This window comes from Methylomarinum sp. Ch1-1 (genome assembly GCF_030717995.2).
GTDB lineage: Bacteria > Pseudomonadota > Gammaproteobacteria > Methylococcales > Methylomonadaceae > Methylomarinum > Methylomarinum roseum.
On sequence record NZ_CP157743.1, the window covers coordinates 3,724,490 to 3,749,913 of the forward strand.

At 48.4% G+C, this 25,424-nt stretch carries 23 protein-coding genes; 4 read left to right on the forward strand and 19 right to left on the reverse strand.

Annotated features, from left to right (window positions below; genetic code table 11):
- The first annotated feature begins 47 nt into the window (after positions 1-47).
- Positions 48-512: a hypothetical protein gene (locus tag Q9L42_RS17025; protein WP_349431477.1), complete on the forward strand. Its 465-nt coding sequence runs from the start codon at positions 48-50 to the stop codon at positions 510-512.
- Between the two features lies 1 nt (position 513).
- A complete protein-coding gene (locus Q9L42_RS17030) occupies positions 514-1,731 on the forward strand; it encodes a hypothetical protein (RefSeq protein WP_349431478.1) in 1,218 nt (405 codons plus the stop codon).
- A gap of 340 nt (positions 1,732-2,071) precedes the next feature.
- Here the strand turns inward: Q9L42_RS17030 and Q9L42_RS17035 are convergent, their stop codons facing one another.
- The 16 genes from Q9L42_RS17035 to Q9L42_RS17110 form a co-directional block, all read right to left on the reverse strand.
- Complete coding sequence (locus tag Q9L42_RS17035; protein ID WP_305907230.1) at positions 2,072-2,653, reverse strand: N-acyl amino acid synthase FeeM domain-containing protein; 582 nt, start codon at positions 2,651-2,653, stop codon at positions 2,072-2,074.
- Positions 2,654-2,679: 26 nt separating this feature from the next.
- Positions 2,680-5,544: a bifunctional diguanylate cyclase/phosphodiesterase gene (locus tag Q9L42_RS17040; protein WP_349431479.1), complete on the reverse strand. Its 2,865-nt coding sequence runs from the start codon at positions 5,542-5,544 to the stop codon at positions 2,680-2,682.
- A 1,073-nt stretch (positions 5,545-6,617) separates the two neighbouring features.
- Entirely contained in the window at positions 6,618-7,424 is an 807-nt protein-coding gene (locus Q9L42_RS17045; RefSeq protein ID WP_305907227.1) for a TatD family hydrolase, read from the reverse strand.
- Positions 7,425-7,450: 26 nt separating this feature from the next.
- Positions 7,451-7,801, reverse strand: coding sequence for a PilZ domain-containing protein (locus tag Q9L42_RS17050; protein ID WP_305907226.1), 351 nt, complete (start codon positions 7,799-7,801; stop codon positions 7,451-7,453).
- Between the two features lie 4 nt (positions 7,802-7,805).
- The gene (gene holB / locus Q9L42_RS17055; RefSeq protein ID WP_349431480.1) at positions 7,806-8,786 is read right to left on the reverse strand and encodes a DNA polymerase III subunit delta'; all 981 of its coding nucleotides are present in this window, start codon (positions 8,784-8,786) and stop codon (positions 7,806-7,808) included.
- Positions 8,786-9,406, reverse strand: coding sequence for a dTMP kinase (tmk, locus tag Q9L42_RS17060; protein ID WP_305907224.1), 621 nt, complete (start codon positions 9,404-9,406; stop codon positions 8,786-8,788). Before tmk ends, holB begins: the two co-directional genes overlap by 1 nt.
- Complete coding sequence (mltG, locus tag Q9L42_RS17065) at positions 9,403-10,401, reverse strand: endolytic transglycosylase MltG (protein ID WP_349431481.1); 999 nt, start codon at positions 10,399-10,401, stop codon at positions 9,403-9,405. The genes tmk and mltG overlap by 4 nt, the downstream gene beginning before the upstream one ends.
- A 167-nt stretch (positions 10,402-10,568) precedes the next feature.
- Entirely contained in the window at positions 10,569-11,399 is an 831-nt protein-coding gene (pabC, locus tag Q9L42_RS17070; protein ID WP_305907222.1) for an aminodeoxychorismate lyase, read from the reverse strand.
- Positions 11,400-11,420: 21 nt separating this feature from the next.
- Complete coding sequence (gene fabF, locus Q9L42_RS17075) at positions 11,421-12,665, reverse strand: beta-ketoacyl-ACP synthase II (RefSeq protein ID WP_305907221.1); 1,245 nt, start codon at positions 12,663-12,665, stop codon at positions 11,421-11,423.
- 89 nt (positions 12,666-12,754) lie between these two features.
- Positions 12,755-12,985: an acyl carrier protein gene (gene acpP / locus Q9L42_RS17080; RefSeq protein WP_305907220.1), complete on the reverse strand. Its 231-nt coding sequence runs from the start codon at positions 12,983-12,985 to the stop codon at positions 12,755-12,757.
- A 144-nt stretch (positions 12,986-13,129) separates the two neighbouring features.
- Positions 13,130-13,858 (reverse strand): 3-oxoacyl-ACP reductase FabG, encoded by a 729-nt coding sequence (gene fabG, locus Q9L42_RS17085; protein ID WP_305907219.1) that lies wholly within the window; start codon positions 13,856-13,858, stop codon positions 13,130-13,132.
- On the reverse strand, positions 13,851-14,801 hold the full coding sequence (gene fabD / locus Q9L42_RS17090; protein WP_305907218.1) for an ACP S-malonyltransferase: 951 nt from the start codon (positions 14,799-14,801) through the stop codon (positions 13,851-13,853). Before fabD ends, fabG begins: the two co-directional genes overlap by 8 nt.
- A gap of 53 nt (positions 14,802-14,854) precedes the next feature.
- Positions 14,855-15,823 (reverse strand): beta-ketoacyl-ACP synthase III, encoded by a 969-nt coding sequence (locus tag Q9L42_RS17095; protein ID WP_305907217.1) that lies wholly within the window; start codon positions 15,821-15,823, stop codon positions 14,855-14,857.
- On the reverse strand, positions 15,820-16,848 hold the full coding sequence (gene plsX, locus Q9L42_RS17100; RefSeq protein ID WP_305907216.1) for a phosphate acyltransferase PlsX: 1,029 nt from the start codon (positions 16,846-16,848) through the stop codon (positions 15,820-15,822). Before plsX ends, Q9L42_RS17095 begins: the two co-directional genes overlap by 4 nt.
- Positions 16,849-16,930: 82 nt before the next feature.
- Positions 16,931-17,113, reverse strand: a complete 183-nt coding sequence (gene rpmF / locus Q9L42_RS17105) for a 50S ribosomal protein L32 (protein WP_305907215.1) — start codon at positions 17,111-17,113, stop codon at positions 16,931-16,933.
- Entirely contained in the window at positions 17,113-17,640 is a 528-nt protein-coding gene (locus tag Q9L42_RS17110; protein ID WP_349431482.1) for a YceD family protein, read from the reverse strand. Before Q9L42_RS17110 ends, rpmF begins: the two co-directional genes overlap by 1 nt.
- A 49-nt stretch (positions 17,641-17,689) precedes the next feature.
- Here Q9L42_RS17110 and Q9L42_RS17115 point away from each other — a divergent pair, with 49 nt between their 5' ends.
- Positions 17,690-18,268, forward strand: a complete 579-nt coding sequence (locus Q9L42_RS17115) for a Maf family protein (protein WP_305907213.1) — start codon at positions 17,690-17,692, stop codon at positions 18,266-18,268.
- Positions 18,269-19,207: 939 nt separating this feature from the next.
- Here Q9L42_RS17115 and Q9L42_RS17120 read toward each other — a convergent pair.
- Positions 19,208-19,990 carry a pentapeptide repeat-containing protein gene (locus Q9L42_RS17120; protein ID WP_349431483.1) on the reverse strand — a complete coding sequence of 261 codons (783 nt, stop codon included), beginning with the start codon at positions 19,988-19,990 and terminating at the stop codon, positions 19,208-19,210.
- Positions 19,991-20,571: 581 nt separating this feature from the next.
- Positions 20,572-21,705, reverse strand: coding sequence for a sensor domain-containing diguanylate cyclase (locus Q9L42_RS17125; protein ID WP_349431484.1), 1,134 nt, complete (start codon positions 21,703-21,705; stop codon positions 20,572-20,574).
- Between the two features lie 295 nt (positions 21,706-22,000).
- On the opposite strand from Q9L42_RS17125, the gene Q9L42_RS17130 reads away from it, so the two are divergent.
- The gene (locus Q9L42_RS17130; RefSeq protein ID WP_349431485.1) at positions 22,001-23,950 is read left to right on the forward strand and encodes a helix-hairpin-helix domain-containing protein; all 1,950 of its coding nucleotides are present in this window, start codon (positions 22,001-22,003) and stop codon (positions 23,948-23,950) included.
- Positions 23,951-23,987: 37 nt separating this feature from the next.
- Here the strand turns inward: Q9L42_RS17130 and Q9L42_RS17135 are convergent, their stop codons facing one another.
- Positions 23,988-25,385 carry a DegQ family serine endoprotease gene (locus Q9L42_RS17135; RefSeq protein WP_349431486.1) on the reverse strand — a complete coding sequence of 466 codons (1,398 nt, stop codon included), beginning with the start codon at positions 25,383-25,385 and terminating at the stop codon, positions 23,988-23,990.
- Between the last annotated feature and the right edge of the window lie 39 nt (positions 25,386-25,424).

A 25,424-nucleotide genomic window follows, 5' to 3' on the forward strand; every position in this document is an offset into this window, starting at 1 on the left:
TTAACACCTACAAGCAAGGATAATGCTGACACCTATAACCCTGTTCCATGCTCTCAAAGATTAAAAGCATCGTATTACTGTTTCTTTTGATATGGCAAATTACCTGCTTTGCAAATGAGAGTGACAAATCTTCGGAATCAACACTGGTTCCGGTCGTTAATGAACGGGTCAAACAAAACGCCATCTCCAAGCACGGCCTAAGCGCTATTTTCAAAATGCGCTTGCATACATGGAAAGATGATTCGGCCATTACTGTTTTTGTCTTAGCGGACCAAGACCCTCTGCATAAGGCCTTTTGCAAGGAAGTACTCAATGTGTTTCCTCATCAAATGCGCCGTACCTGGGACCGTCTAGTCTTCAGCGGCGCCGGACAGGCGCCGATAGAACTCGATAACAAAGAAGAGATGATCAGAATGCTCACTGCCACGCCCGGAGCAATAGGCTATTTAAGATCTAGTGACATAAAACAGGGCATCAAAGCCCTGAGAATTCAATCGGGAAGAAATCAATAACATGTTTTTTTATAACGACAGGAAAACTCGCTACCACCTCGCTTCCAACATACTTGGCTGTGCATGCCTATTATTAACCGGCAGCGCCGTGTTTGCAGAAGAAAACGATAATTTCACCTTACCAAAATCGTTGCAAATTCATGGCTTTTTGTCACAAGGATTCCTGCATACCTCCGACAACAACTTATTCGGTCATAGCGATGACAATATTTCCGTCGATTTTCGCGAATTGGGCCTCAATGCTTCGTGGCGAATCATGCCCGAGCTGCAAGTCGCCCTACAAGTAGTCTGGCGTAACGCCGGTCAAACAGACCAAGATGATTTACGCATCGATTACGGGGTCGCCAATTATAGTTTCTATTCCTCGGAATCTACGCTGTTAGGCATCAAGGCGGGCCGAGTGCCAACCCCTGCAGGTTTGTATAATGACACGCGAGATGTCGCTTCTACTAGGCCCAGCGTCTTGCTGCCGCAATCGATTTATTTTGACCGCAACAGAAATCTCGGTTTGTCTGCGGATGGTGGGTATTTCTATGCTGAACAGAGAACCGATTACGGGGACTTTCTCTTTAATATCGGCGTCATCAACCCTCGCACCGATGACCCCAGCTTTAAGCATGCCATTGTTGGCGATACTCCTGGCGAAATGACCGGAGACACTTCCTGGATAACCCGACTGAATTATGAATGGCAAGGGGGGCTGGTTCGTTTAGCGGTAACCTATGGAGAGTTTAATGCAGAATTTCAATCACATACTGAAACCATCAATTCACTACCCGGTTCATTCAAATTTAATCCGCTGATTTTCTCAGCTCAGTACAATGCGGAAAAATGGTCATTAACGGCTGAATACGCCTTAAGAAAAATCCAATTAAAAAACTTCGGCCGACAAGATAGTAAAACAACGGGAGAAAGCTTCTATATACAAGGAACTTACAAGCTAACTTCTTACCTTGAAGCGCTTGTACGCTATGATCAGTATAGCGCCGATAAAAACGATAAAAATGGAGAACGCTTTGCTGAAAGATTTAATGTTCCTAACTATACACGTTTTGCAAAGGACTGGACATTTGGTTTAAGAACCGAATTAACCCCTTCACTATTGATTAGTGCGGAATACCACCGTATTAATGGCACCGGTTGGTTATCATCACTAGAGAACTCAAACCCCACACAACATTGGGACTTATATACTATGATGATTTCATACAATTTTTAATCAAAACCCGACAATTAACCTCAAAAAATATTTGTTTAGGAAATTTGAACGTAATAAAGTTCCAAAACCATCGCATCATTAAAAATAATTCTGATTGCTAAAAATAACTTTCAAAAAGAATGAAGACTGAAGAATAGGATAATCACATAGAAATTGGCTTTGTATATCATTTGATTTTTTCAGCTTCAACCACTTTCAATATTAGCTGAAAATGGAGGCTAAGTGATTGGTAATAAATATAGTTGTATAAGTCATCATCCATGATAACTGGATTCCGCCAATCCATGCCGGAATGACGAAGCACCTAAGACCATCTGACTTTTTTCCAGGCACTTATAATTTATTCATGAACCTGCTTGAATCTATTCCAACCATTTTTCACATCTATTTTCATAAAATTTAACTCAGTTTGAATATTTCCATCTATGGAAACTGATTTCTTTGCTAATACCTCAGCCGCCATAATCCTTTGATATATTCTTATATGCTTGTTTAAAAAAGTAAATAAACATACAGTACAGTTATTTTCCAAACCAACTTTAAATGCATTTTTCATTAAATCCAAAACAAGTATTCTACTATTTCTATAATCTTTTTCCGTTGCAACCCTCCAAGATGAACCTATAATGCCATTTGTTTTTCTCCTCACCTCTTCTGTCTCAATGTTAAACCAACTATCTGTATGGACACCATTTGGACCATCTAAAGTAAATGTAATAGTTCCAATAATTCTATTATCTTTTTCCGCGATCAAAATCGTAGTTTCAGGTATTTTGTCTAAATGAGGGCAAGTCCTTAATCTTCCATTTTCTGATCGCTTTATACTTCCTGACTCAGCTAGAGTATCATGCGTCAGCCGATAAATCTCATCTAGTCTTGAATAATCTTCTAATACCGATATCGTGTAGTCTTTATTTTTCAACGTCTTTTTCCTTATAGCGTCATTTTTTATAGATTAAAGGGATTTATTTTTGCGGTCTGATGAAACTCCGGATATGGCATCGGCTTACCGATACCATAGCCCTGGGCATAATCGATACCGATATCAGACAGCACTTTAAGCGCAACGTCATTCTCGACAAATTCGGCGATGGTTCTGATATTCAAGCCATGAGCGACTTCATGAATTGCATTGACGAATAGCCTGTCTTCTTTGCTGCCAGGTAAATGCTTGATAAATTCACCATCGATCTTCAAATACTGTATCGGGAGTTGTTTCAAATGATTCATCGATGAAAAGCCGACGCCGAAATCATCCAAGGCAAATTGCCCCCCCATCTCGATGAGTGCGGTAATCAAGCTATTTGCCGCCACCAAGTTAGTCACCGCTTGAGTTTCGGTCACCTCGAAAATGAACTTGCCCAGCGGAACATCGGAAGACTCAAAGAGTTCGGAAAACAAGGTGAAAGTATCGGGATTTGAAATCATATCGCCCGATAAATTGACCGATAGAACGATATCATGTCCGGCCGCAATAAAGTCCTCTTGCGCCTTGATAGCCAACTCCAACACCCGCTTATCAATCAGGCTAATCAAACCGGTTTGCTCGGCGACATTGATAAAAAGACCGGGCGGAATAATTTTCCCTTGCTCATCGAGCATCCTCAGCAAGCATTCATAATGACTGATTTTCCCATCGACGATGTGCATGATCGGCTGAAAATAAAGCACGAAGCGGTCTTCCAGCAGGGCCTTCTCGATTTTGGCTTTCCAGTTGACCCGCTGTTTGATATCGACGCGATTAAGATCATCAATCGAAGCCATACACCAGGTCCCCCGGCCACTCTCTTTTGCCTTATACATGGCGATATCGACGCTAGCCATTAGGTCCTGCTCCGTGTATCCGTCCACCGGAAAAATGAGCAGCCCTGCGCTGATCGATACCTTATGCAAATTGCCTTGAATGATGATATCAACTTCCTGCATGCTCTGGAAAATTTTACTAATTAAAACTTCAGCATGGGCTTGATTGATTTCCGGCGCCAACACGACAAACTCGTCGCCGCCGAAGCGGGCGATGATATCGGTGCCTCTCACTGCTAAGCGCAATGTCTCAGCGACTTTCAACAACAGTTCGTCCCCGGCTTGATGGCCGCTGCTGTCGTTGATGTATTTGAACTGGTCGATATCGAAGAATATCAACGCGCCGGTGTGATTAAAGCGTTCGGCTTCCTTCAATACACGGCGCAATTCATTTTCGAAGCGACGACGATTAAAAAGTCGCGTCAACGGATCATGATCGGCAAGCCAGGCAAGCTCGGTTTCGACCGCCCGTCTCTCGGTCAAATCAAGGCCAACCACCAGTATCTCGGGCTGGGTATCGGGATTGTTGATGATGGTAAAAAACCAGGAGACATACAGCCTCACCCCATCCAACGAATACAATATGCAATCATGCTGAAAGGTGTTGTATTGCTTGTTAAGCAAGGCCGGTATCGCTTCGTTAACCGCCTCATAACTCTCGTTATCATAAATCAGATCGGTAAACAGATGCTTGTTAGCCAGTTCCCCTTCACCATAGCCGATTAAGTTCTCCCCGAACTTGTTAATCGATAATATCTGTCCCTCTTGATCCAATCGTATGATAATAACCTGAGCCGTATTGAGAATATTGGAAACAAAATTCCGTTCATTTTTCAGCTCCCTGCTACGCTCGAGCAAATTCAGATTTCTTTGTTCTACCTCATCATCGAGTCGAGTCAGGGTATTAATCAGATTATGCGCCGCCGAATCAAGAATATCTATTTCGTCGGTCACTAATTTTGTCTTGTGCCCACAGGGAAGGCTCTGCCTGACTTCGCCATAGCGTTTCTCCGCAATTAAAGGCAATAAATTGATAATCTTATTAACCTTTCTGGTCGGCCGGACAAACAATAAAAATAGAATGATCCCTGAAAGCAGTATGCTTGACAGCCCACTGATCGCATACAGATTCATAGCCCTGTTTTTATCCTCGAGCTCCCGGGAAACATTGTCGATGACCAGCAACTTGGCTTGATAGGGCTTTTCACCAAATGGAATGGTAAAAATATCATAGGTATTGCCGGAATAAACAAATGATAGGATTTGATCCGGCAAATTGTCGGGGTAACGCTTTTGTAAGGCGACCAATAGAGGTTGATTAACGGAAAAGTCGGTTAAAGCCCCTATCCTGAACGGCCAAAACGGTAAAGAGGAAGGCGACTCCATTGAGTTTTTTTTTGCATGAACCAGAATGCCAATATCGGCTCCGGTAATTCCCTTCATGTGGATCACAATATCGGTAATGCTGGAGCCGAAAACAAAGACGCCGCTGAATTTGCCCCGATATAAAAACGGCAAGGCATGATATTGAACACACTCCGTGTCGCAAACAATTTTGTTGATCGGCTGTTCATTCTTGACGACCGTTTCCAACCAGGAAACGGCAAAGAGTCGACTATCGATGGGCTCGCCCCACTCAGCCCGAATATCACCGGAGGTCGAGGCAAGACAAATCGAGCGAATATCGGACTCAAGCTCAATCTTGAACCAGTTATTGTCGATAATTTGCTGGATTTCGGTCAGAACTTCCTTGCCATTAGCGGGAACGACCAAAGCCGGGATCAGCCAGCTTAATTCGGTCTCCTTCTGTTGCAATTGCTTGAGCACACTGGCAAATGCCTGTTGATACTGCTGATGCCTAGCCGAGCGCGTTAAGGCATAATTTTTATCATGGGTGTAATTGCCAAGAACAAAAATACTGCCGGAAGCCAACAATGTTGAGATGCTGACGGCGAACAGCGCTTTCCAGGTTAAACTGAAAAAAATCTTTTTTTTTATAAACTGGTACAAGATATCCAAAACTCCATGCAACAAAGCGTCTATTGTTCTTATTCCTTTTCTTGCTAACCCGATCAACCCTTTGTTATCGACATGCGCCGCTTCCCATATCGCAAGACAGCGTAAAATTTCCACGTACAGTCAAATCAATAATTGCTCCCTAGCTTTCACTCCTAAAGTGCGCGAACACTAAAACTTGTTTAAATCATAAATCTATCGCCGCCGCCAACTGATCAGTCGTGAATTACCACACAAATTTTTTAATTTTATAGCTAAAACCGGTTCCATACCGTGATGGAGTTAAAATTAGCGCAAACCAACAGCATTCGCATTAAAATGCAAACCGATACGCCTCAGCCTTCAGCCCTAGCTTGCTTGTCAGCTTAAAAAGCTTAATCCTAACAAAAACGCCGAATTCATTCTTAGATCTCTCGGCGTTTGCCGTTGGCAAACCAGCCTGTATCAGATAGCTCTCTGGGCGGGGCTCCGCCAAAGTCTGCCCGTAGGAGGCCCGCCCTCGGGCCGAATGGCTCTTTTCGCGCCGAGGACGGCGCTCCTACGCAAAGCACCGTCTTGCCTTCGGATATGCTGAACTGCGTGAAGCGCATCAAAAACCGGTGCGCTTCCTATCGTCAGCACACCCTACCGCATCGTAGGGCGGCTTCGCGAAGCAAGCCGCCAAAAAACGCCACCGGGGCAAAATTGGCCATTGTGCGTATCCCAGGCGGATTGCCTGGCGGCGAATCCACCCTACGGTTGCGATATAACGCGTGGATAAGCCTGAAGGGCGCATCCACCAAAGATTCCAACCCGGTGGATGCGCTCCCGCTTATCCACCCTACGAATGGGGGTGAGTAGTTACGATTTTTCGGCGTTTGCCGTTGGCAAACCAGCCTGTATCAGATAGCTCTTCCATCCGAACTGAGGTTAACTAGCATTTCCCTAAACTAAGCATACTCGCGATGTAATTATTCAGCGTATTTTTATCAGAGGGAGTAGGCTATTGATTTATCGGGCTGTCTGCAACAGGACGTTGCAGCCAGAGCTTACATGGATGTATTCACGCGTCCCGAGAAATCAATGGTCTACTCCCTAAACCCTGAAAGATACTGAATAGTTACCTCGCGATTAAATAATGTATTGAAATTTTCGCTGGATTGTCGGGCGATTTCTTCGACAGAGGTCGATCGAAGTTCAGCCAGGTGCTCGGCGACGTAGCGAACATAAATTGGATAATTGGGTTTACCGCGAAAAGGAACGGGGGCCAGATAAGGTGAATCGGTCTCTATCAAAAAACGCTCTGCCGGCACTTTTCTCGCCACCTCTTTAATTTGTTCGGCATTCTTGAAAGTCACTATGCCGGAAAAAGAAATATAGAAATCCAGATCCAAGGCTTTTTTCGCGTAAGCCCAATCTTCGGTAAAACAGTGAATAATGCCCCCAACTTGTTCCGCCCCTTCTTCCGCTAGCAGATCAAGAGAATCGTGCCCGGCTTCACGAGTATGAATAATCAACGGCTTAGTCACGGCCTTCGCCGCCCTGATATGATTTCTGAAACGCTGATGCTGCCATTCCAAATCGCCTTCGCTACGAAAATAGTCCAGTCCGGTTTCACCGACCGCAATCACCTTATCGTTATCCGCTAACTGGATTAATTCTTCGACACTAGGATCTTTTCCTTCGGTGACGTTTGGATGCACGCCTACCGACAATGAAATGGAAGGATAAGGCCTGACCAATTCCTGCATGGCTGGATAAGATTCGAGATCGATTCCGATACACAACATATGGTCGATGCGGCTGTTTTCAGCCTCTTGCATAAACAGGTTGAAATCATTTTGATAGGGGGCAAGATCGATACGATCTAAATGACAATGGGAGTCAATAAACATAATGGATAAAAAAGAAAAAAAGCTGCTTACATGGTATGGGTAGAACGATCGGATTCCAAACTGCCCGCCAAATAAGTTTCAATTTTGTTTCTGGCGGTGCCACCGTCTTGATCACTGAACTGCACCCCGATGCCGGTCGCGCGATAACCTTCCGCCCCCACCGGCGTTTTCCAAATGATTTTACCGGCAATCGGCAAACGCTCGGTTTCCTCCATTAAATTAAGCAGCATAAATACTTCTTCGCCCATATCATAGTCCCGTTTCGTCGGAATAAACAGACCTCCATTGGTCACGAAAGGCATATAAGCCGCATACAATGCATTTTTATCTTTAATAGACAAGGACAAGATGCCTTGTCTGGAGGAATTTTCTGCCATGATATTATCGCGTATTAAGTCTCGACCATTCGATTAAAATTTCTTCGATCATTAGCTGCTTATTGAGTTGGGTATCCAATTTGCTGATACTCGAAAGCAACATATCATAAAATCGATAAACCTTTTTTAAGTCTAGCTTTTTCAACAGTTCTTGCAAGACATTTTTATGTTCAATATCAAAATCGACACGATGGGCGAGTTTAACGATTGCCACCAGCCATTGCATCACCCAACACAGCACAATCGACAAGGCGACAGCTTCCTGTTTATGCCATTGCTCCGCCAAATGCACGACATTCGCCCGACCTTGCGCGACCTTCAGCCAGTCATTGAAATACTGCTGATGCAAAGCCAAAAGATTTTCTTCGCCATAACGCTTGGCCAGTAATGGCGCTCCCTGAGCCATCTTCAACAAACTATCGCCACTTTGCACCTGTTGCTGTCGCAACCACTCCAGAGCAACGGCATTATCCGGCTGCGCTATGGTCATGATTTGACAACGACTTCTAATGGTAGCCGGCAATTTGGTCATTTTTTCCACCAACAACACAATCGAAGTGCGCTCGGTCGGCTCCTCCAAGCATTTTAGAAAAGCATTTGCCGCCGCATTGTTCAAAGAATCGGCGGAATTAATCACGACGATCCGTTGTGACTGAAACTGGGGTTTCAACGCCAATTGTGCGATCAATTGCCGAATGCGATCGATACCGATCCCCTTACCCACCTCTTCCGGCTCGATAAACAGGTAATCAGGATGAGTCTGGGCATCAAACAAACGACAACTGTGACAGCTGCCGCAACAAAAGCCCGCCTCGTTACGCGCCTCGCACAATAACGCCCTCGCATAAGCCTCCGCCAACTGCAGCTTCCCCATTCCCTTTGCGGCATTGATTAATAAAGCCTGAGGAATTCGTTGTCGCCTGATATAAGCGTCCAATTGCCGCCAATTATCTTTCAACCAAGGATAAATCGTCATCTGTTGCATCATATTAACGCGCTAAGGGCCACGGCGACAGCCTGCTGCACCTGATCAAGCGCTTGCGAGGCATCTATCACCTCGAAACGGCTAGGATAAAGCTGCGCCTGGCGCAAATAACTCTGCCGCACCCGCTCGAAAAAATCGCTTTTTTCCTGCTCAAAACGATCGAAATCGCCGCGCTGCCGCACTCGCCGCAAGCCGATTTCCACCGGCGCATCCAACAATAGCGTCAGATCCGGCCTTAAATCGCCCTGTACGCAGCGCTCCAGCCATTCGATCACTTGTAAGTCCATGCCGCGCCCACCGCCCTGATAGGCAAAGGTAGCGTCGGTAAAGCGGTCGCATAGCACCCAGCGCCCCTGTTGTAAGGCCGGCTCGATGACATGGGCGATATGCTGAGAACGGGCCGCAAACATCATTAATAATTCCGCTGTCGGGGTAATCGATTCAGTATTATTATCCAGCAACAGTTGGCGAATTTTTTCAGCCAGTTCGGTGCCGCCCGGCTCCCGGGTTACGACGACGGACATGCCTTGCCGTTCCAATGAGCGACGAATGAAATCCAGGTTAGTGCTTTTACCGACTCCCTCCCCGCCTTCCAGGGTAATAAACTTTCCTCTGTTCATCTTCGTTTCTTCTGATATTTGTTAACCGCCCTGTTATGCTCTCGCAAGCTTTCCGAGAACACATGACTACCGTCGCCGCGGGCAACGAAATACAAGCTGCCGTCTTCGATCGGATGCAATACCGCATGAATCGCATCCTGTCCCGGCATCGCGATCGGCGTCGGCGGCAAGCCTTTAATCACATAAGTATTGTATGGCGTCGATTCTTTCAAGTCGCGATAACGGATATTGCCTTGATAACGTTCTCCCATGCCATAGATAACGGTCGGGTCGGTCTGTAACAACATCCCTTTTTGCAAGCGCCGGATGAAGACGCCGGCAATCTGAGCCCGCTCCTCCGCCACCGCCGTTTCCTTCTCCACAATAGAAGCCAGGATCAAGGCTTGATAAGGACTTTGCAAGGGCAAGCCTTCCTGCCTATTTTGCCATTCCTGTTGCAGCACCCGCTGCATCCTGGCATAGGCGCGTCTCAACAAATCAAGGTCGCTACTGTGTTTTGCAAAGAAATAGGTTTCCGGAAAAAACATACCTTCCGGATGTTTTTGCTTGTCCCCCAGTCGCGTCATGATCGCCTGATCATCGGAGTTTTCCAGCGTGTGCCTCAGATTTGGGTTGGCGGCGATCATCTGCACCAATTGTTTGAAAGTGATCCCTTCCGGAAAGGTAATCGAATATTGCTTGACTTTGCCGGAGACGAACAGCGCCAGTAAATCCGGCATCGTCATGCCTGGCGTTAGGGCGTATTCTCCCGTCTTCAGCTTATCGGTAACCTTATTTTGATAAGCAATCAGTTTAAACCAGAAGGAATCGATGTCGAGCCGCTGGGCTTGCAGTTTGGCGGTAATTTTCCTAAATGAGTCACCTTTGACGATTTCGATCAAATGGCCGCTTTCCTTGACAACCGGTTCATGCAATGCGCTCTGATAAGCCGACCATAGCCAGCCACCAATTATGACAGCTAGCAAAACAAACACCAACAACAAGCGTTTAATCACAGCAATTCCCACTTTGGCGTTCAAAAAGGGCATGGGGTGTGTTTGGCGAGGATGTCGGCAGCAAGGATGCTGCCGTCAAGTCCCCAGGGATGGGTTTACGGCGCTCCTCGACAGACACACCCCATGCCCTAAACACCGCAAAAATACTCAAACTGGGAATTTCTGGTTTAATCATGTTGAGCTTCCCGCTGTTTTAACTGTTGATAAGCCGTTTGCAGTTTTTTTGTCAGCGGCCCGATCGTAAACGCTTGTTGCTCCAGCTTGTTGACAGGCCAGATGCCGATGATGGAATTGGTCAAGAATATTTCGTCGGCTTGCAGCAATTGCTCCGGCAAGAAATAGTCTTGCCTCGCCTCGATGGCGTGTTGATCGGCCAAATTGAATATCAACGACCGAACAATACCGGCTACGCCGCATCGTTCCACAGGTGCGCTAATCAAGCGTTGGTCTTTGACATAAAACACATTGCTCATCGTGCCCTCGATGACATAACCCTCATGACTCAACATCAGCCCCTCCTGAATATCGTCGTCTCGCCATTCGGCGCGCGCTAAAATCTGTTCGAGCCGGTTCATATGCTTGATGCCCGCGAGAGTCGGATTGAGACCCAAACGATTTCGACAGAAACGGACAGCGACGCCCTGGTTCTGTAACGTTTCAGGATATTGCGGGTAAGGATGACGTGAGAACAATCTGGTAGGATGAATGGCGGCCGGTTGTCGGTAACCTCGCCCGCCCGAGCCGCGAGTGACCATCAGTTTCAATACGGCATGATCGACTTCGCTAGACATCCGCCTAGCCTCCTGAGTCAGAATTTTTCTATCAGGCGGCGGAATCAGCAGGCGTTCACAGCCGGCTAGCAAACGATCGAGATGAGAACTGAGAAACAGCGGCTTTCCATTTAATATTTCGATGGTTTCAAACAAACCATCACCATATTGAAAGCCGCGGTCTGATACATCGACACAGTGTTTGCTTTCGCCATTCAATAAATACATTGGCAAACACTGCGCATAAAGCTATTGATAGCGCTTGAACACCAGCGAGCCGTTGGTTCCACCAAAGCCGAAAGAATTGGAAATGGCCACGTCAATTTTCATTTCTCTTGCCGTATTAGGCACATAATCCAGATCGCATTCCTGGTCCTGATTTTCCAGATTGATGGTAGGTGGCGCAATTTGATGTTGAATCGATAATGCCGACAATACCGCCTCGATACCGCCAGCCGCACCTAGCAGATGGCCAATCATCGATTTAGTCGAGCTAACGGCGACCTTATAGGCATGGTCGCCTAGCGCAGATTTCATTGCCTGCGTTTCACCGACATCACCGGCTGGCGTCGACGTGCCATGCGCATTGATATAATCGATATCCTCTGCATTCAGACCGGCGTCGCGTAGAGCGTTTTTCATGCAACGAGCCGCTCCCTCGCCGCCAACCGAAGGCGTTGTCATGTGATAAGCATCGCCACTCATGCCATAACCGATCACCTCGGCATAAATTTTTGCCCCACGGGCTTTAGCGTGCTCCAGTTCTTCCAAAACCACGACGCCGGAACCATCACTCAGGACAAAGCCGTCCCGATCTTTATCCCATGGACGACTGGCCGCTTGAGGATCATCGTTACGACGTGACAAGGCTTTCGCCGAGGCGAAACCGCCCATTGCCGTCGGCGATGTGGTGCAACGCTCTGCACCGCCGGCCACCATCACATCGGCATCGCCATATTTGATCAGACGCGCCGCATCGCCGATATTATGAGTCCCCGTGGTGCAAGCGGTGACAATGGCGAAATTAGGTCCCTTTAAACCATATTTAATGGAAAGGTTTCCGGAAATCATGTTAATGATATTGCCCGGAACAAAAAAAGGTGAAATCCTTCTCGGCCCACTCTTTTCATAAGTGGCGTAACATTCTTCAATTCCTGTTACGCCGCCAATCCCGGCGCCGATGGCGACGCCGATACGTTCGGCATTCGCCTCGGTCACCTCGATGCCTGAATCCTCGATCGCCTGACAACCGGCCGCAATGCCGTAATGGATGAAACCATCCATACGCTTCGCATCTTTCGCCGAAATATACTCACTGATATCAAAGTTTCTGATCACACCGCCAAACCGGGTAGCAAACGGCGAAATATCAAAGGAATCAATCGGCGTGATACCGCTTCTTCCGTTAACAATTCCGTCCCAGGTTTCTGAGACATTATTAGCTAAAGGCGTAACGGCGCCTAAACCTGTTATAACAACCCGACGTGTGCTCAAAATGGTGTACCGTTAGATTTTCGAGAAAGATAAGGAATTATTGCATTCTAGTGGATGGTGAGCATCCACTAGACTCAAGTGACAATGGATTACAGATTGGCGTTGATGTAATCGATTGCTAGCTGTACTGTCGTAATTTTTTCAGCTTCTTCGTCTGGAATTTCGCATTCAAATTCTTCTTCAAGTGCCATGACGAGTTCGACTGTATCCAAAGAATCAGCACCAAGATCATCAACGAAAGAAGCATCATTTGCGATATCTTCTTTAACACCTAATTGTTCTGCGACAATCTTTTTTACTCGTTCTTCAACATTGCTCATAGTTATTTTCCCCAAACAATGCAAGTGTCTGCCAAAGCAAAACACTTACCATAGTATCATTATTTAATTATTTAGAAATCCCGTGACTGGCTCTATCCCAGACGGCGGGTGAATTATACTTGAATTTGTCTCAAAGTCACAATATTAAGGCATAAACATGCCGCCGTTCACATGAATCGTCTCACCGGTGATATAAGAAGCGCCTTCAGAGGCTAAAAAAGAGACCGCATGAGCAATTTCTTCCGGTTGACCCAAACGCCCCAAGGCAATAGACGATAACAACGCGTCCTTATGTTCATCGGCCAATTCCTTGGTCATATCGGTATCGATGAAGCCAGGGGCGACGGTATTCACGGTAATATGTCGCGAACCGACTTCTTTCGCCATCGATTTGGCGAAGCCGATCATGCCTGCTTTCGCCGCCGCATAGTTGGTCTGCCCGGCATTGCCGGTTACCCCGACAACGGACGAAATATTAATGATGCGTCCGCCCTTCGCCTTCATCATGCCGCGCAACACCGCCTTGCTCATGCGATAAATCGACGTCAGGTTGGTGTTGATAATGTCATCCCATTCTTCATCTTTCATCCGCATTAACAAGTTATCACGAGTAATGCCGGCATTGTTCACTAAAACGACCGGAACGCCAAACTCATCATTAATGCTTTTCAATACGTCGCTGATCGAATCGGCATCGGCGACATTCAATTTCAGCCCCTTACCGCTATCGCCCAGATAGGCGGAAATCGATTCGGCGCCGTTATCGGAGGTTGCCGTACCAATCACAAAGAAACCGTCCGCCGCCAGTCTTTCGGCGATCGCACGACCGATACCGCGACTAGCGCCTGTCACCAACGCTATTTTCTTATCCATTCAATTGCTCCAACACTTGATTTAATGTTTCAGGATCATACATAGTCACATGAGTCGCCTCTTTGACGATACGCTTGTTCAAGCCCATCAATACCTTCCCTGGACCGCATTCAACAAATTCGGAAACGCCTTGATCATGCATGAACTTAACACTATCGACCCAGCGCACCGGCTTGAACAATTGTTCGCGCAAGGCATTGCGAATCACTTCGGCAGCGCTGTGCGCGGCCACGTCGGCATTATGAATCAAAGTGACGTTCGGTATGTTCACCGCAATTTCCGCCAACCTTTCCGCCAGCTTTTCCGCCGCCGGCTCCATTAAAGCACAATGCGAAGGCACGCTAACCGGCAACTTCAAGGCGCGCTTGGCCCCCATATCCTTGGCCGCCTGCATCGCCCTTTCCACCGCCGCGGCATGGCCGGCGATAACCACCTGCCCTGGGGCGTTGAAATTGACTGCCGAGACAATCTCATTGTCGGCGCTGTCATTGCAAGCCTTCACCACCTGATGATCATCGAGACCAATGATTGCCGCCATCGCACCGACACCGGCAGGGACAGCCTCCTGCATCAAACGACCACGCTCGGCTACCAGTTTAACGCCATCTTCAAAGCCGATCGCTGCGGAGCACACCAATGCCGTGTATTCACCCAAGCTATGACCCGCCATCCATGCCGGTCTGATCTGACTCTGTTCGCACCAAACCCGCCACATGGCGACGCCAGCCGTCAGCATCGCCGGCTGAGTATTGTGAGTCTGATTCAACTCATCAGCCGGACCATTCGCCACCAACGCCCACAAGTCTAATCCCAGCGCCTCGGAAGCCTGCTCAAATGTTTGCTTGACCACTGGATAGATGTCCGCCAAACCCGACATCATGCCGACAGATTGCGATCCCTGACCGGGAAACACAAACGCTAAATTATAATTCTGTTCACTCATCTTGATTCTTTTAATATTTGTATCTAATCAGCACTCTTCGAGCGGAATAGTTACTAGTATTTTAACAATGCCGAACCCCAGGTAAAGCCCGCCCCGAAAGCCTCCAACAGCACTACCTGTCCTCGTTGTATACGCCCATCTCTAACCGCCTCGTTAAGCGCCAGCAGCACAGAGGCCGATGAGGTATTACCCTGATTTTCCAGCGTCATCACCACCTGATCCATCGACATCTTCAGCTTCTTAGCGGTTGCCGCGATAATTCTGGTATTAGCCTGATGCGGCACTAACCAGTCTATATCGGTTTTATCCAGACCGTTGGCAGCCAGAGTCTCATCGACTATGCGCCCTAAGGTGTTAACGGCCATCTTGAAAACTTCATTGCCGCGCATGCTGATATAGCCTAATTGTTCTTTATTTGCATCCGCCGCTACTTGAGGATTTGGGCAATACAACAAATCCTCAAAACCGCCATCGGAGTGAATATGAGTCGACATAACGCCGGGCTTATCGCTGGCCTCGAGCAATGCCGCGCCGGCGCCATCGCCGAAGAGGATACAGGTTGCCCTATCGGTCCAATCGACAATGCGCGAACAGATCTCCGTTCCGGAGATCAGAACCTTATTCGCTGCGCCTGACTTGATATACTGATCGGCAATGCTGAGCGCAAAAATGGAACCGGAACAAGCCGCTTGAATATCAAAAGCCACACAATCCTTGATGCCCAAACGATGCTGCAACAGACAAGCAGTGCTGGGATAAACTCTATCGGGCGTGCCCGTCGCAACGATGATCAAATCGATATCTGCCGCCTCGATGCCGGCCATGTCTATCGCCTGACGTGCGGCGATTTCCGCCATGCTGGCGGCAGTCTCCTCCGGACCGGCAATGCGACGCGACTTGATGCCGGTGCGCTCGTAGATCCAGCTATCGGAGGTATCAACCATTTGCGAAATATCGTCATTGGTGCGCACCGTTTCCGGCAGATAGCCGCCGGTTCCTATGACTCTCGAGCTGCGTTTCATACAGCCTCCCTCCGAGCTAAAGCGTTTTCGACCTTTTCGCTGATTTTACGAGTCACATCTTTCGCCACTTCCACTTCAGCCAGGTGAATCGCCGTTTCAAACGCCAGCGCATCGGCGCCGCCATGACTCTTAATCACCAGACCGCGCAAACCAATGAAACTGGCGCCGTTATACAATCTCGGATCGATGCTATCCCTGAATGATTTCAGCACAGGATAAGCTAAAAAACCGGCAAGTTTAGTGAACATATTGCGGGAAAATGAAGCCTTCAATTGACTGCCGATCATTTTTGCGGCGCCCTCGATCGATTTCAACGCCACATTGCCGACAAAACCATCGGTCACGATCAGATCGACCTTAACGTGTCCGGCATTGATCGAATCGCCTTCCACGTAGCCGATATAGTTCAGCGCCGAGTTTTCCAGCAATTTAGCGGCTGCCTTAACCTGCCCATTGCCTTTCATATCCTCTTCACCAATGTTCAGCAGCCCCACCTTGGGTTTGTCGATATTTTCCACCGCCTTGACGACCTCTTCCCCCATGATCGCAAATTGATATAGATGCTCTGCGCTACAATCGACATTGCCGCCCAGATCGAGCATATGGGTATGACCGAAAATGGATGGCATCGTTGAAATGATGGCTGGCCGATCAATACCGGGAATCATTTTCAACACAAAGCGGGCCGTCGCCATCAACGCGCCGGTATTGCCCGCGCTGACGCTGGCATCGGCGATGCCGTCGCGGACCAGATTGATGGCCACACGCATCGAAGAATCTTTTTTATTTTTCAAGGCTTTTTGCGGCGACTCATGCATTTCAACAATCTGCGATGCATGTTGAATACTAATCCTGTCTTTATAATCGACGAGCGCCTGCGTCAACAACTCAGCCAAAACCGCTTCGTCGCCAACCATAATAAGTTTCAAGTCTGGATTTGCCTTCAGACACGCCAAGGAGGCGGGAATAGTGACTTGAGGACCAAAATCCCCGCCCATGGCATCAATTGCTATAGTTGAGCTCACGCTTAGGATTAACTCCTGGATATTAGAAAAGAGCCGGCCTGCAAAAGCAGGCCGGCTAATTATTGAAGACGCTTAGATGATCTTAATCTTCGTCGCTGCTCGCGATGATTTGACGACCTTTGAAAAAACCATCGGGGGTCATATGATGACGTAAATGAGTTTCACCGGTTAACGGATCTTGAGCCAGCGTTTTGCTGGTTAATGCATCGTGAGAGCGACGTTGACCACGTCTGGAACGAGTCACTTTACTTTTTTGTACAGCCATTATTTATCTCCAGTATTTTTAAGTTTTGCTAAAACGGAAAATGGATTGTCAGACCTGATCTGTTCATTATCATCCTCAACCGGCAATTTTGCCTGACTTTGTTCGCGCGCGATACAGTCATAATCATGCCTGGGATAATCAGGCAACGCGAGCAACATCTCGTCCTCGACCAACTCCCGCAACGAGATCTTTTCGGCGTCCAGCAATAACGGCTCATATTCAGCGGCCAGTCTGTCCGCCTGTTCCAGCGAAGACACAACGCCTAAATTGACAGTGATCTCAAGAGGCCACAAAACCTCCTGCAAACATGTCTGGCAGGTTAAAGCCAGCGTTGCCTTAATCCTGCCATGAATAATTGCCTGCCGACCTTCTTTTGCAAAAGAAAATTCAACTTGCACATCCCCTTGCTTATCGGCTAGAAACTCAGATAACCGAGCAAACTCACTTATTTTGATTGTCCCCGACAACTCCCTTCGCCTTTCGGCGAACGCTATCGGATCGATAAAATCAGGTAACCTGTCTAACATAACTGTACAATGATATAGTTTATTAACTAAGCAGTCAATCCAATACGCGATGAAAAAACTGGTTCTAGCTTCCCGTTCACCCTATCGTAGCGAACTGCTGCAAAAATTGAAGATAGCGTTTCTCACCTGCTCTTCCGATATCGATGAATCGGCAAAACCCTCTGAATCCGGGGAACAACTCGCCATTCGATTGGCGATAGCAAAAGCCGAAGCGGTCGCCAAAAAACACCCCAACCATCTGATTATCGGCTCCGACCAGGTCGCCGTGCACCGGCATAAACAACTCTGCAAACCCGGCAATCGGGAAAATGCGCTCAGGCAATTAACTGAACAGTCTGGCCATGCCGTCAAATTCCATACCGGCTTATGCGTACTCGACAGCGCCAGCGGCAAATATCTGACCGCACTGGATACTTGCACGGTTTATTTCAAAAAACTCAGCGTCAACCAGATCCAACATTATATCGACCGCGAACAACCTTATGATTGCGCCGGCAGCTTCAAATCAGAAGGGCTAGGCATCGCCTTGTTCGAAAAAATTGACAGCGAGGATCCCAATGCACTGATCGGCCTGCCGCTAATCAAACTGGTGAATTTACTGGAACAATTCGACTATCCAGTACTTTAACGCCGATTAATCGCGGTGTCATCATGAGTTCAGGCGTATCATGGAAGGTAGGAACAGCCACTCTCGGCTTGAGCATTTTAGCGGTTAGGGCGCGGTCAAGGAGCGCCGTAAGTCACAGAGCTCCCTCATTAAAAAATACCTGAACCAACACATTGGTTAATATCGCGTCATCCCTCTGGGCGGCGCTCCTTCGCAAAGCGCCGTCTTGCCTTGGGATGCGCTGAACAGTGTGAAGCGCATCAAATCCGACGGTTGCGATACCAACGTAGGGTGGATCAAGCGCAGCGGATCTACCCATGTAGGGCGGCTTCGCGAAGCAAGCCGCCAAACCCCGCCACCGGGGAAAAATTGGCCGTTGTGCGTATCCAGGCGGATTGCCTGGCGGCGAATCCACCCTACGATGGGTCAATCCGACGGTTGCGATACCAACGTAGGGCGGATCAAGCGCAGCGGATCCACCCATGTAGGGCGGCTTCGCGAAGCAAGCCGCCAAAAACCGCCACCCGGGGCAAAATTGGCCGTTGTGCCTATCCAGGCGGATTACCTGGCGACGAATCCACCCTACGATGGGTCAATCCGACGGTTGCGATACCAACGTAGGGCGGATCAAGCGCAGCGGATCCACCCATGTAGGGCGGCTTCGCGAAGCAAGCCGCCAAAAACCGCCACCCGGGGCAAAATTGGCCGTTGTGCGTATCCAGGCGGATTGCCTGACGGCGAATCCACCCTACGATGGGTCAATCCGACGGTTGCGATACCAACGTAGGGCGGATCAAGCGCAGCGGATCCACCCATGTAGGGCGGCTTCGCGAAGCGAAGCAAGCCGCCAAAAACCGCCACCGGGGCAAAATTGGCCGTTGTGCCTATCCAGGCGGATTACCTGACGGCGAATCCACCCACCGGCGATCTTCGGTTGCCCTTCGTCTTACACCTCCATCATCAATCAAACGTCGCGGTATTTTTATTTTTGGCCTGATCTAGACCGCGCATGGAATCCATACCCTTGATTCCCTTTAACACCGCGCCTGATAAATTTGCATTCGTTAAATTAGCACCGCCCATTTGGCTGTCGGATAAATCCGCCCCCGTCAAATTGGCGCCGGAGAGATTAGCGGCGCGCAGATCGGCGGCATACAACAGCGCCCCGCTCAAATCAGCATCACTCAAGTCGGCGAACATCAACATCGCCCGACTCAGATTGGCGCCGCTTAAATTCGCGCCTTTCAACTTGGCTTTTTTTAGACTGGCCCTCATTAGCCCCATCGGCTGATTTTTCATATCCGCTCCCCAATTGACACCGGATAGATTCGCTCCGCTGAGATCGGCATTGTCTAAATTGGCGATGACCCTGCTACCGGTAAAATTTGCGCCTTTTAAATTTGTACGCATCATGCTAACGGCAAAAATACTAACGTTTGACAAATCGGCCTGCTGCAGATTAGCGCCGACCATCACCGTCAAATCCAAATTCAATCCGGACAAATTACTGCGGCTCAAGTCAGCGCCTCTTAAGTCCGCCCCCCATAAATCCGCCTGCCTAAGATCCAGGTCCGACAAATCCACTCCGGCCAAATCTTTTCTGCGCAAATCAACCGTTGCCTTTGAACCGGCGGTCTTCAATCGTTGCACGACTTGTTCCCGGTTCAAATCAGCCGCAAATAGCGAGGAATTGAAGAAACAAGCTAAAACTAAAATTTGAGAAATATGCCCGAGGTATTTCATCTTCGCTCTCCTATGTTTATGCACAGTTTATAGTAAAAACAATTTGAGCATATAAATTCAGCAATTCCTAATTTGGGTCACAAAGAAGGCTTAGGGGCGGCGGCAGGGAGTCCGCCGATTACCGCACGAACATTAAGTTAACTCTGGGCGGGGCGGGTTATTCAACCCGCCCCGAACGTTTTGGTTTTTTATTTGGCATAGGCTTGAAAGATTCAGGCCGGGGTTAAACCCCGGCCTGCTCAAGGCCCACTACGTTATGATTCATGTCGGACTCCTCTTTTATTTCGTTTAAAAATTACCGGTGCATTATGACACCTTGGAAAGGAGAGGAATCCATATCATCATCCTGCCTGGCGTATTTGTTGTTAATTTTCTGTTTTGCCACTCATTCTTTTAATGAGGTAGCCCTGGGCAGGGAGTCCACCGATAACCATACGAACATTGAGTTAACTTGCGATGAGACTACGGAAGACGATTACTTAAATCCAAGAACATACTGTTTATCGCTATTGGTGAGATCATGAAACCACGCAACATACATCGACCGGAAATCGATAACCCCGACTCTGAAGCATGAAATCTTAGGCAATTTTCGAGTCCGGCAGATCTTTGACTGCCAACACCATACCGCCTATTTCGACCCGGTTGCGCCCGTTATTCTTAGCCTGATACAGCGCCGCATCGGCGTTCTGAATCAACTTAGCGGCAATTTCGGCGCTGGACATCTGTACTCTTCGTCCCGGCAGATAGGTCGCCGAACCGATCGAGATAGTTACCGCTATCCCTTCATCATTAAACTGAATAGGCAGCTCCTTAATACTGATACGGATTCTTTCGGCGATAGCACAAGCCATATCTTCGCCTATGTTCGTTAACAAGGCGACAAATTCTTCACCGCCGTAGCGAGCCAACACATCGTTACTTCTAAGCTGTTTCTTGATGGCGCCGGCGACCGCCATCAACACTTGATCACCGACCTGATGTCCGTAAGTATCATTAACTTTTTTGAAATAATCGATATCAAGAAACAAACAAGTCAAAGGTTGGTCATTCCGCTGACTGCGATCAAGCTCCTCGCCTATACGCTGCTCCAAGAAACGACGATTGTTGACTCCGGTCAAGGTATCGACCAGACTCGTCCTGCGCATCGTTTCAAAATTCAAGTTGTTTTCCAAACAAATACTGACGACCGAAACCATATGTTCGACAAAATCGGTAGCCATATCGATAATAAAGCGATCGGTCTTATAGCTGCCTAAATTCAAGGACCCCATGTAATTGCCGCGCCGGGTCAACGGAAGAATGGCCACGGAAGCAGGCTTCTGGCTTTCGGAAAAAAAAACCGAACAATTATCAGGCTGATAACGCCCCAGGAACGGACGTCCGGATGCACCGAGAATGCCTTGCAATTTGCCCTTATCCTGCAATAGGATCAAACCTTCGGTGTTGCGATAGTCATAGCCGTCTTCTTCAAGATATTTAGCGATATCGCCCTTCTCATCCAATAAACAAAAGCTGATCACATCCAGATCAAAAAATGCCTTGGCGTCATTCAGAATATGTTCAATCATTTCGGCCAACGAATTGAGCCGCAACAACCCCATTTCAAATACCTGGAAACGTCTTAATGCCAGACTGTTATGTTGGACGCGCTCCAACATACCATCCAAATGACTTTGCAGGACTAATAAGTCAGTCGTTAAATCTTCTTCCAAACCGACAATCTCATAAGACAGACAACAATGCGATAAGGTTAGCAGTTTCCTGAAAAATTACTAACATAATTATGTTAACGTCTGGCAAAATTATAAGCTTGCAGCGAAGTGTCCATATATTAACCAGGTTATTGATTTATTCGAAAGCGACCACCGAACAAGGCCGGGTAAGTACAACGAGAGTCAGCCCGTAAAATTTCCAAAGATATTCAACAAATGATCCAGCTTAGGCCGATCGCTCGTTATATAATTATCGAGCATTCAGGCATCCGCGTTTGTTTATTGAATCTTACCCATGTTGACACAAGAGCAGAAAGAGCTATTAGCCCGCAGCGGGCTGCAACTTAACCATCTCGACGAAAAAAAGCTTTGTCATATCGCAAAGCACCCCGAACTGAGCAAAGATTTGACCGATTCGGAACTGATCGAATTTCTGACCGTCGCCAATGCTTTGTATCGCGGCGGCGTAGCGATGATCAGCGACGCCGATTACGACTTTGTCTTTCAGACCGAACTGAGGAAGAGACAGCCTAACCATCCGTTATTACATACCGTCGAACCGGAAAGCGCATTTACCGGCAAAACGGTGGAATTACCGGTACACATGCTATCCACCGACAAAGCTTACAGTTTCAAGGAAATTGAACGCTGGGCCGGCCGCATTGAAAAAGCGGCCACCGCTTTAAATAAACCCTTTGCCGATATCGTTTTTCGCGTCACCCCGAAATTGGACGGCTATGCCGCTTATGACGACGGCCAAACCCTCTATACCCGCGGCGACGGACGCAGAGGCACCGATATCAGCCGGGTCTTTGACCGCGGCCTGAACGTGGCTAATGGCGGAAAACGGGGCATGGGAGCGGGCGAAATCGTCATCAGTAAAAGCTATTTCCAGCGACATCTGGCGGAACATTTTGACAATGCGCGAAACTTCCAGGCCAGCGTGATCAAAGAAAAACAACTGGAAGCACATGCCGAACAAGCCATCAGGGATAAGGCGGCGGTGTTTTATCCCTTCGCGCAACTGCCGGACTGGACCGGCAACTGGGAACAATTGAGCAGCCAGTTTAAGGACATCATTGAATCGATCTGGCATAAAGTCGATTACGATGTCGACGGCGTCATCCTGGAAATCACCGATGCTGAAATCAAGGAATACATGGGCGCCACCCGCCATCATCATCGCTGGCAGATCGCTTTCAAGGAAAATGTCGAAACCGCCGAGGTTGAAGTCCTCAATGTGACGCCGCAAACATCGCGCTCAGGCCGAATCACCCCGGTGGCCGAGCTGGAACCGACACGCTTGAGCGGCGCCCTGCTGTCCCGCGCCACCGCCCATCACTACAAGATGGTCTTGCACAAAGGCATAGGCCCAGGCGCCATCATCCGCCTAGCCCGTTCCGGGGAGGTCATTCCGAAGATCGAAGAGGTCATTCTGGAAGCCGAGCCGCAGATTCCGACCCATTGCCCTAGCTGCGGACATGAATTGGTTTGGGATAATGATTTTTTAATCTGCACCAATAACCTGGAATGTCCGGCGCAAATCACCCACAGCCTGGAGCACTTTTTTCGGGTGCTCAAAAATAATGACGGTTTTGGCCCGGCCACGATCAGAAAGCTCTATGACCATGATATTCGTAGCGTCGATGCGATTTATCAACTGACCGCAGAACAATTTGAGGCGATGGGATTCGGTCCCAAGCAATCACAAAACCTGGTCGACCAACTGGAACGCAGCCGTAGCGAAGCGATTGAAGATTGGCGTTTTTTGGCCGCATTTGGCGTATTTAGAATGGGATTGGGCAATTGCGAAAAATTACTATCGCATTATCGCTTAACGGAAATTTTCGAATTGACGGAACAGGATATCGTCGGCGTCGAAGGCTTTGCCGAGAAAACCGCGGCCATCGTCACCCAAGGGTTAGTGAAGATTCGTCCGCTGTTCAACAAACTCTATCAGTTGGGCTTTAATCTGATCAGCAGCCAAACTTCCGAATCGGATCGGCCGGCGCATCCGTTGTCCGGCAAGTTGCTGGTTTTCACCGGCAGCATGCAGCATGGAACGCGCGACGATATGAAAAAGGAAGCCAAAGCGTTTGGCGCCAAAGTCGGCAGCTCGGTAACAGGTAAAACCGATTATCTGGTGATCGGTGAAAAGGTCGGGGAAAGCAAACTGAATGCCGCTCGCGACAAAGACGTGACCATCATCAGCGAGCAGAAATATCTGGAAATGATTAAGCAATAGTCACGGCGAGGCGCTTTTTAGCGCCTCGCCTTCAGTCCTATTCGTCTATCTTCAAAGCCAAAAATACCGGACTGCCTCTGCGTTGAATCAGCACCGCCAGCGATTTATCTGCGGGCAGATTGGCGACCGTTTCTTCGAAATCGGCCACATCGCGGATCATATGGTTCTGTATGCGCAGAATCACATCGCCGCGGCGCACGCCGGCATCGAAGGCCGGACCTCTATCCACCTCCTGAACCAACACCCCATTGACTTCGACCTGCAGCTGTTTGCGCTGTGCCGCAGTCAAATCGGTCACCACCACGGCCAGGCGATTGACCGCCATCTTCCGCCCCGTCGTCGCTTCGACGAGCTGCTCCTGATCAGGCAACAGACCGATCTCCACGCTCAGCGTTTTTCTGTGTCCCTCCCTGATGATTCTGACTTTGGCCTTTTCACCGACGGGAGTCATACCTACGACAGGCGGCAATTCTCCCGAGGTTTCAATGTCATGACCATTGAATTCGATGATGATATCGCCGATCTGCAACCCCGCTTTTTCCGCCGGACTGTCTTCGATCACCCTGGAAACCAAGGCGCCGAAAGGCCGGTCCATGTCGAAGGATTCCGCCAACTCCCGGGTCACATCTTGAATCTGCACGCCGAGCCAGCCACGAGAGACCTTACCGGTGGTCTTGATCTGTTCAACGACGTTCATCGCCACATCCATGGGAATGGCAAACGAAAGCCCCATATAGCCACCGGAACGGCTGTAGATCTGCGAATTCATGCCGACCACTTGGCCTTTCATATTGAACAAGGGCCCCCCCGAATTACCCGGATTGATCGCGACATCGGTTTGAATAAACGGCACATAATTGCCGCCCGGCAGACTGCGACCCTTGGCGCTAACGATACCGGCGGTCACCGATTGCTCGAAACCGAAAGGCGACCCGATGGCCAGCACCCATTCTCCGACCTGCAATTTCTTCGTAGAGCCGATTTCGACCACAGGAAGATCGCTGGCCTCCACTTTCAACAAGGCGACATCGGTGTTTTCATCCGAGCCTATTAATTTCGCTTCCAATTCCCGCCGATCATTCAGCTTGACGATAATTTCATCGGCATTTTTAACCACATGGTGATTGGTTAACAAATAACCATCCTCGGAAATAATAAAACCGGAACCTAACGACTTAGTTTCCCTGGGCATAAAGCCACGACCGGGACCTTGGAAAAAATGTCTGAAAAATTCTTCCAACTGCGGCGGCACGTCGTCCGGAATTTCTGGTATCGCGGCATTACCGTCAGGTTGTTCGGTCTTTTGCGTGGTGCTGATATTGACGACCGCGCTGCCGTTTTCTTTCACCATTTGAGTAAAATCAGGCAACTGGGCCAACGCCGGCTCACCGATTAATACGAAGCCGACAATAAGGTAAACAATTTTTTTCAGCATATAAGCTCCATTGAGATACGCTATGATGGTTTAATTAAG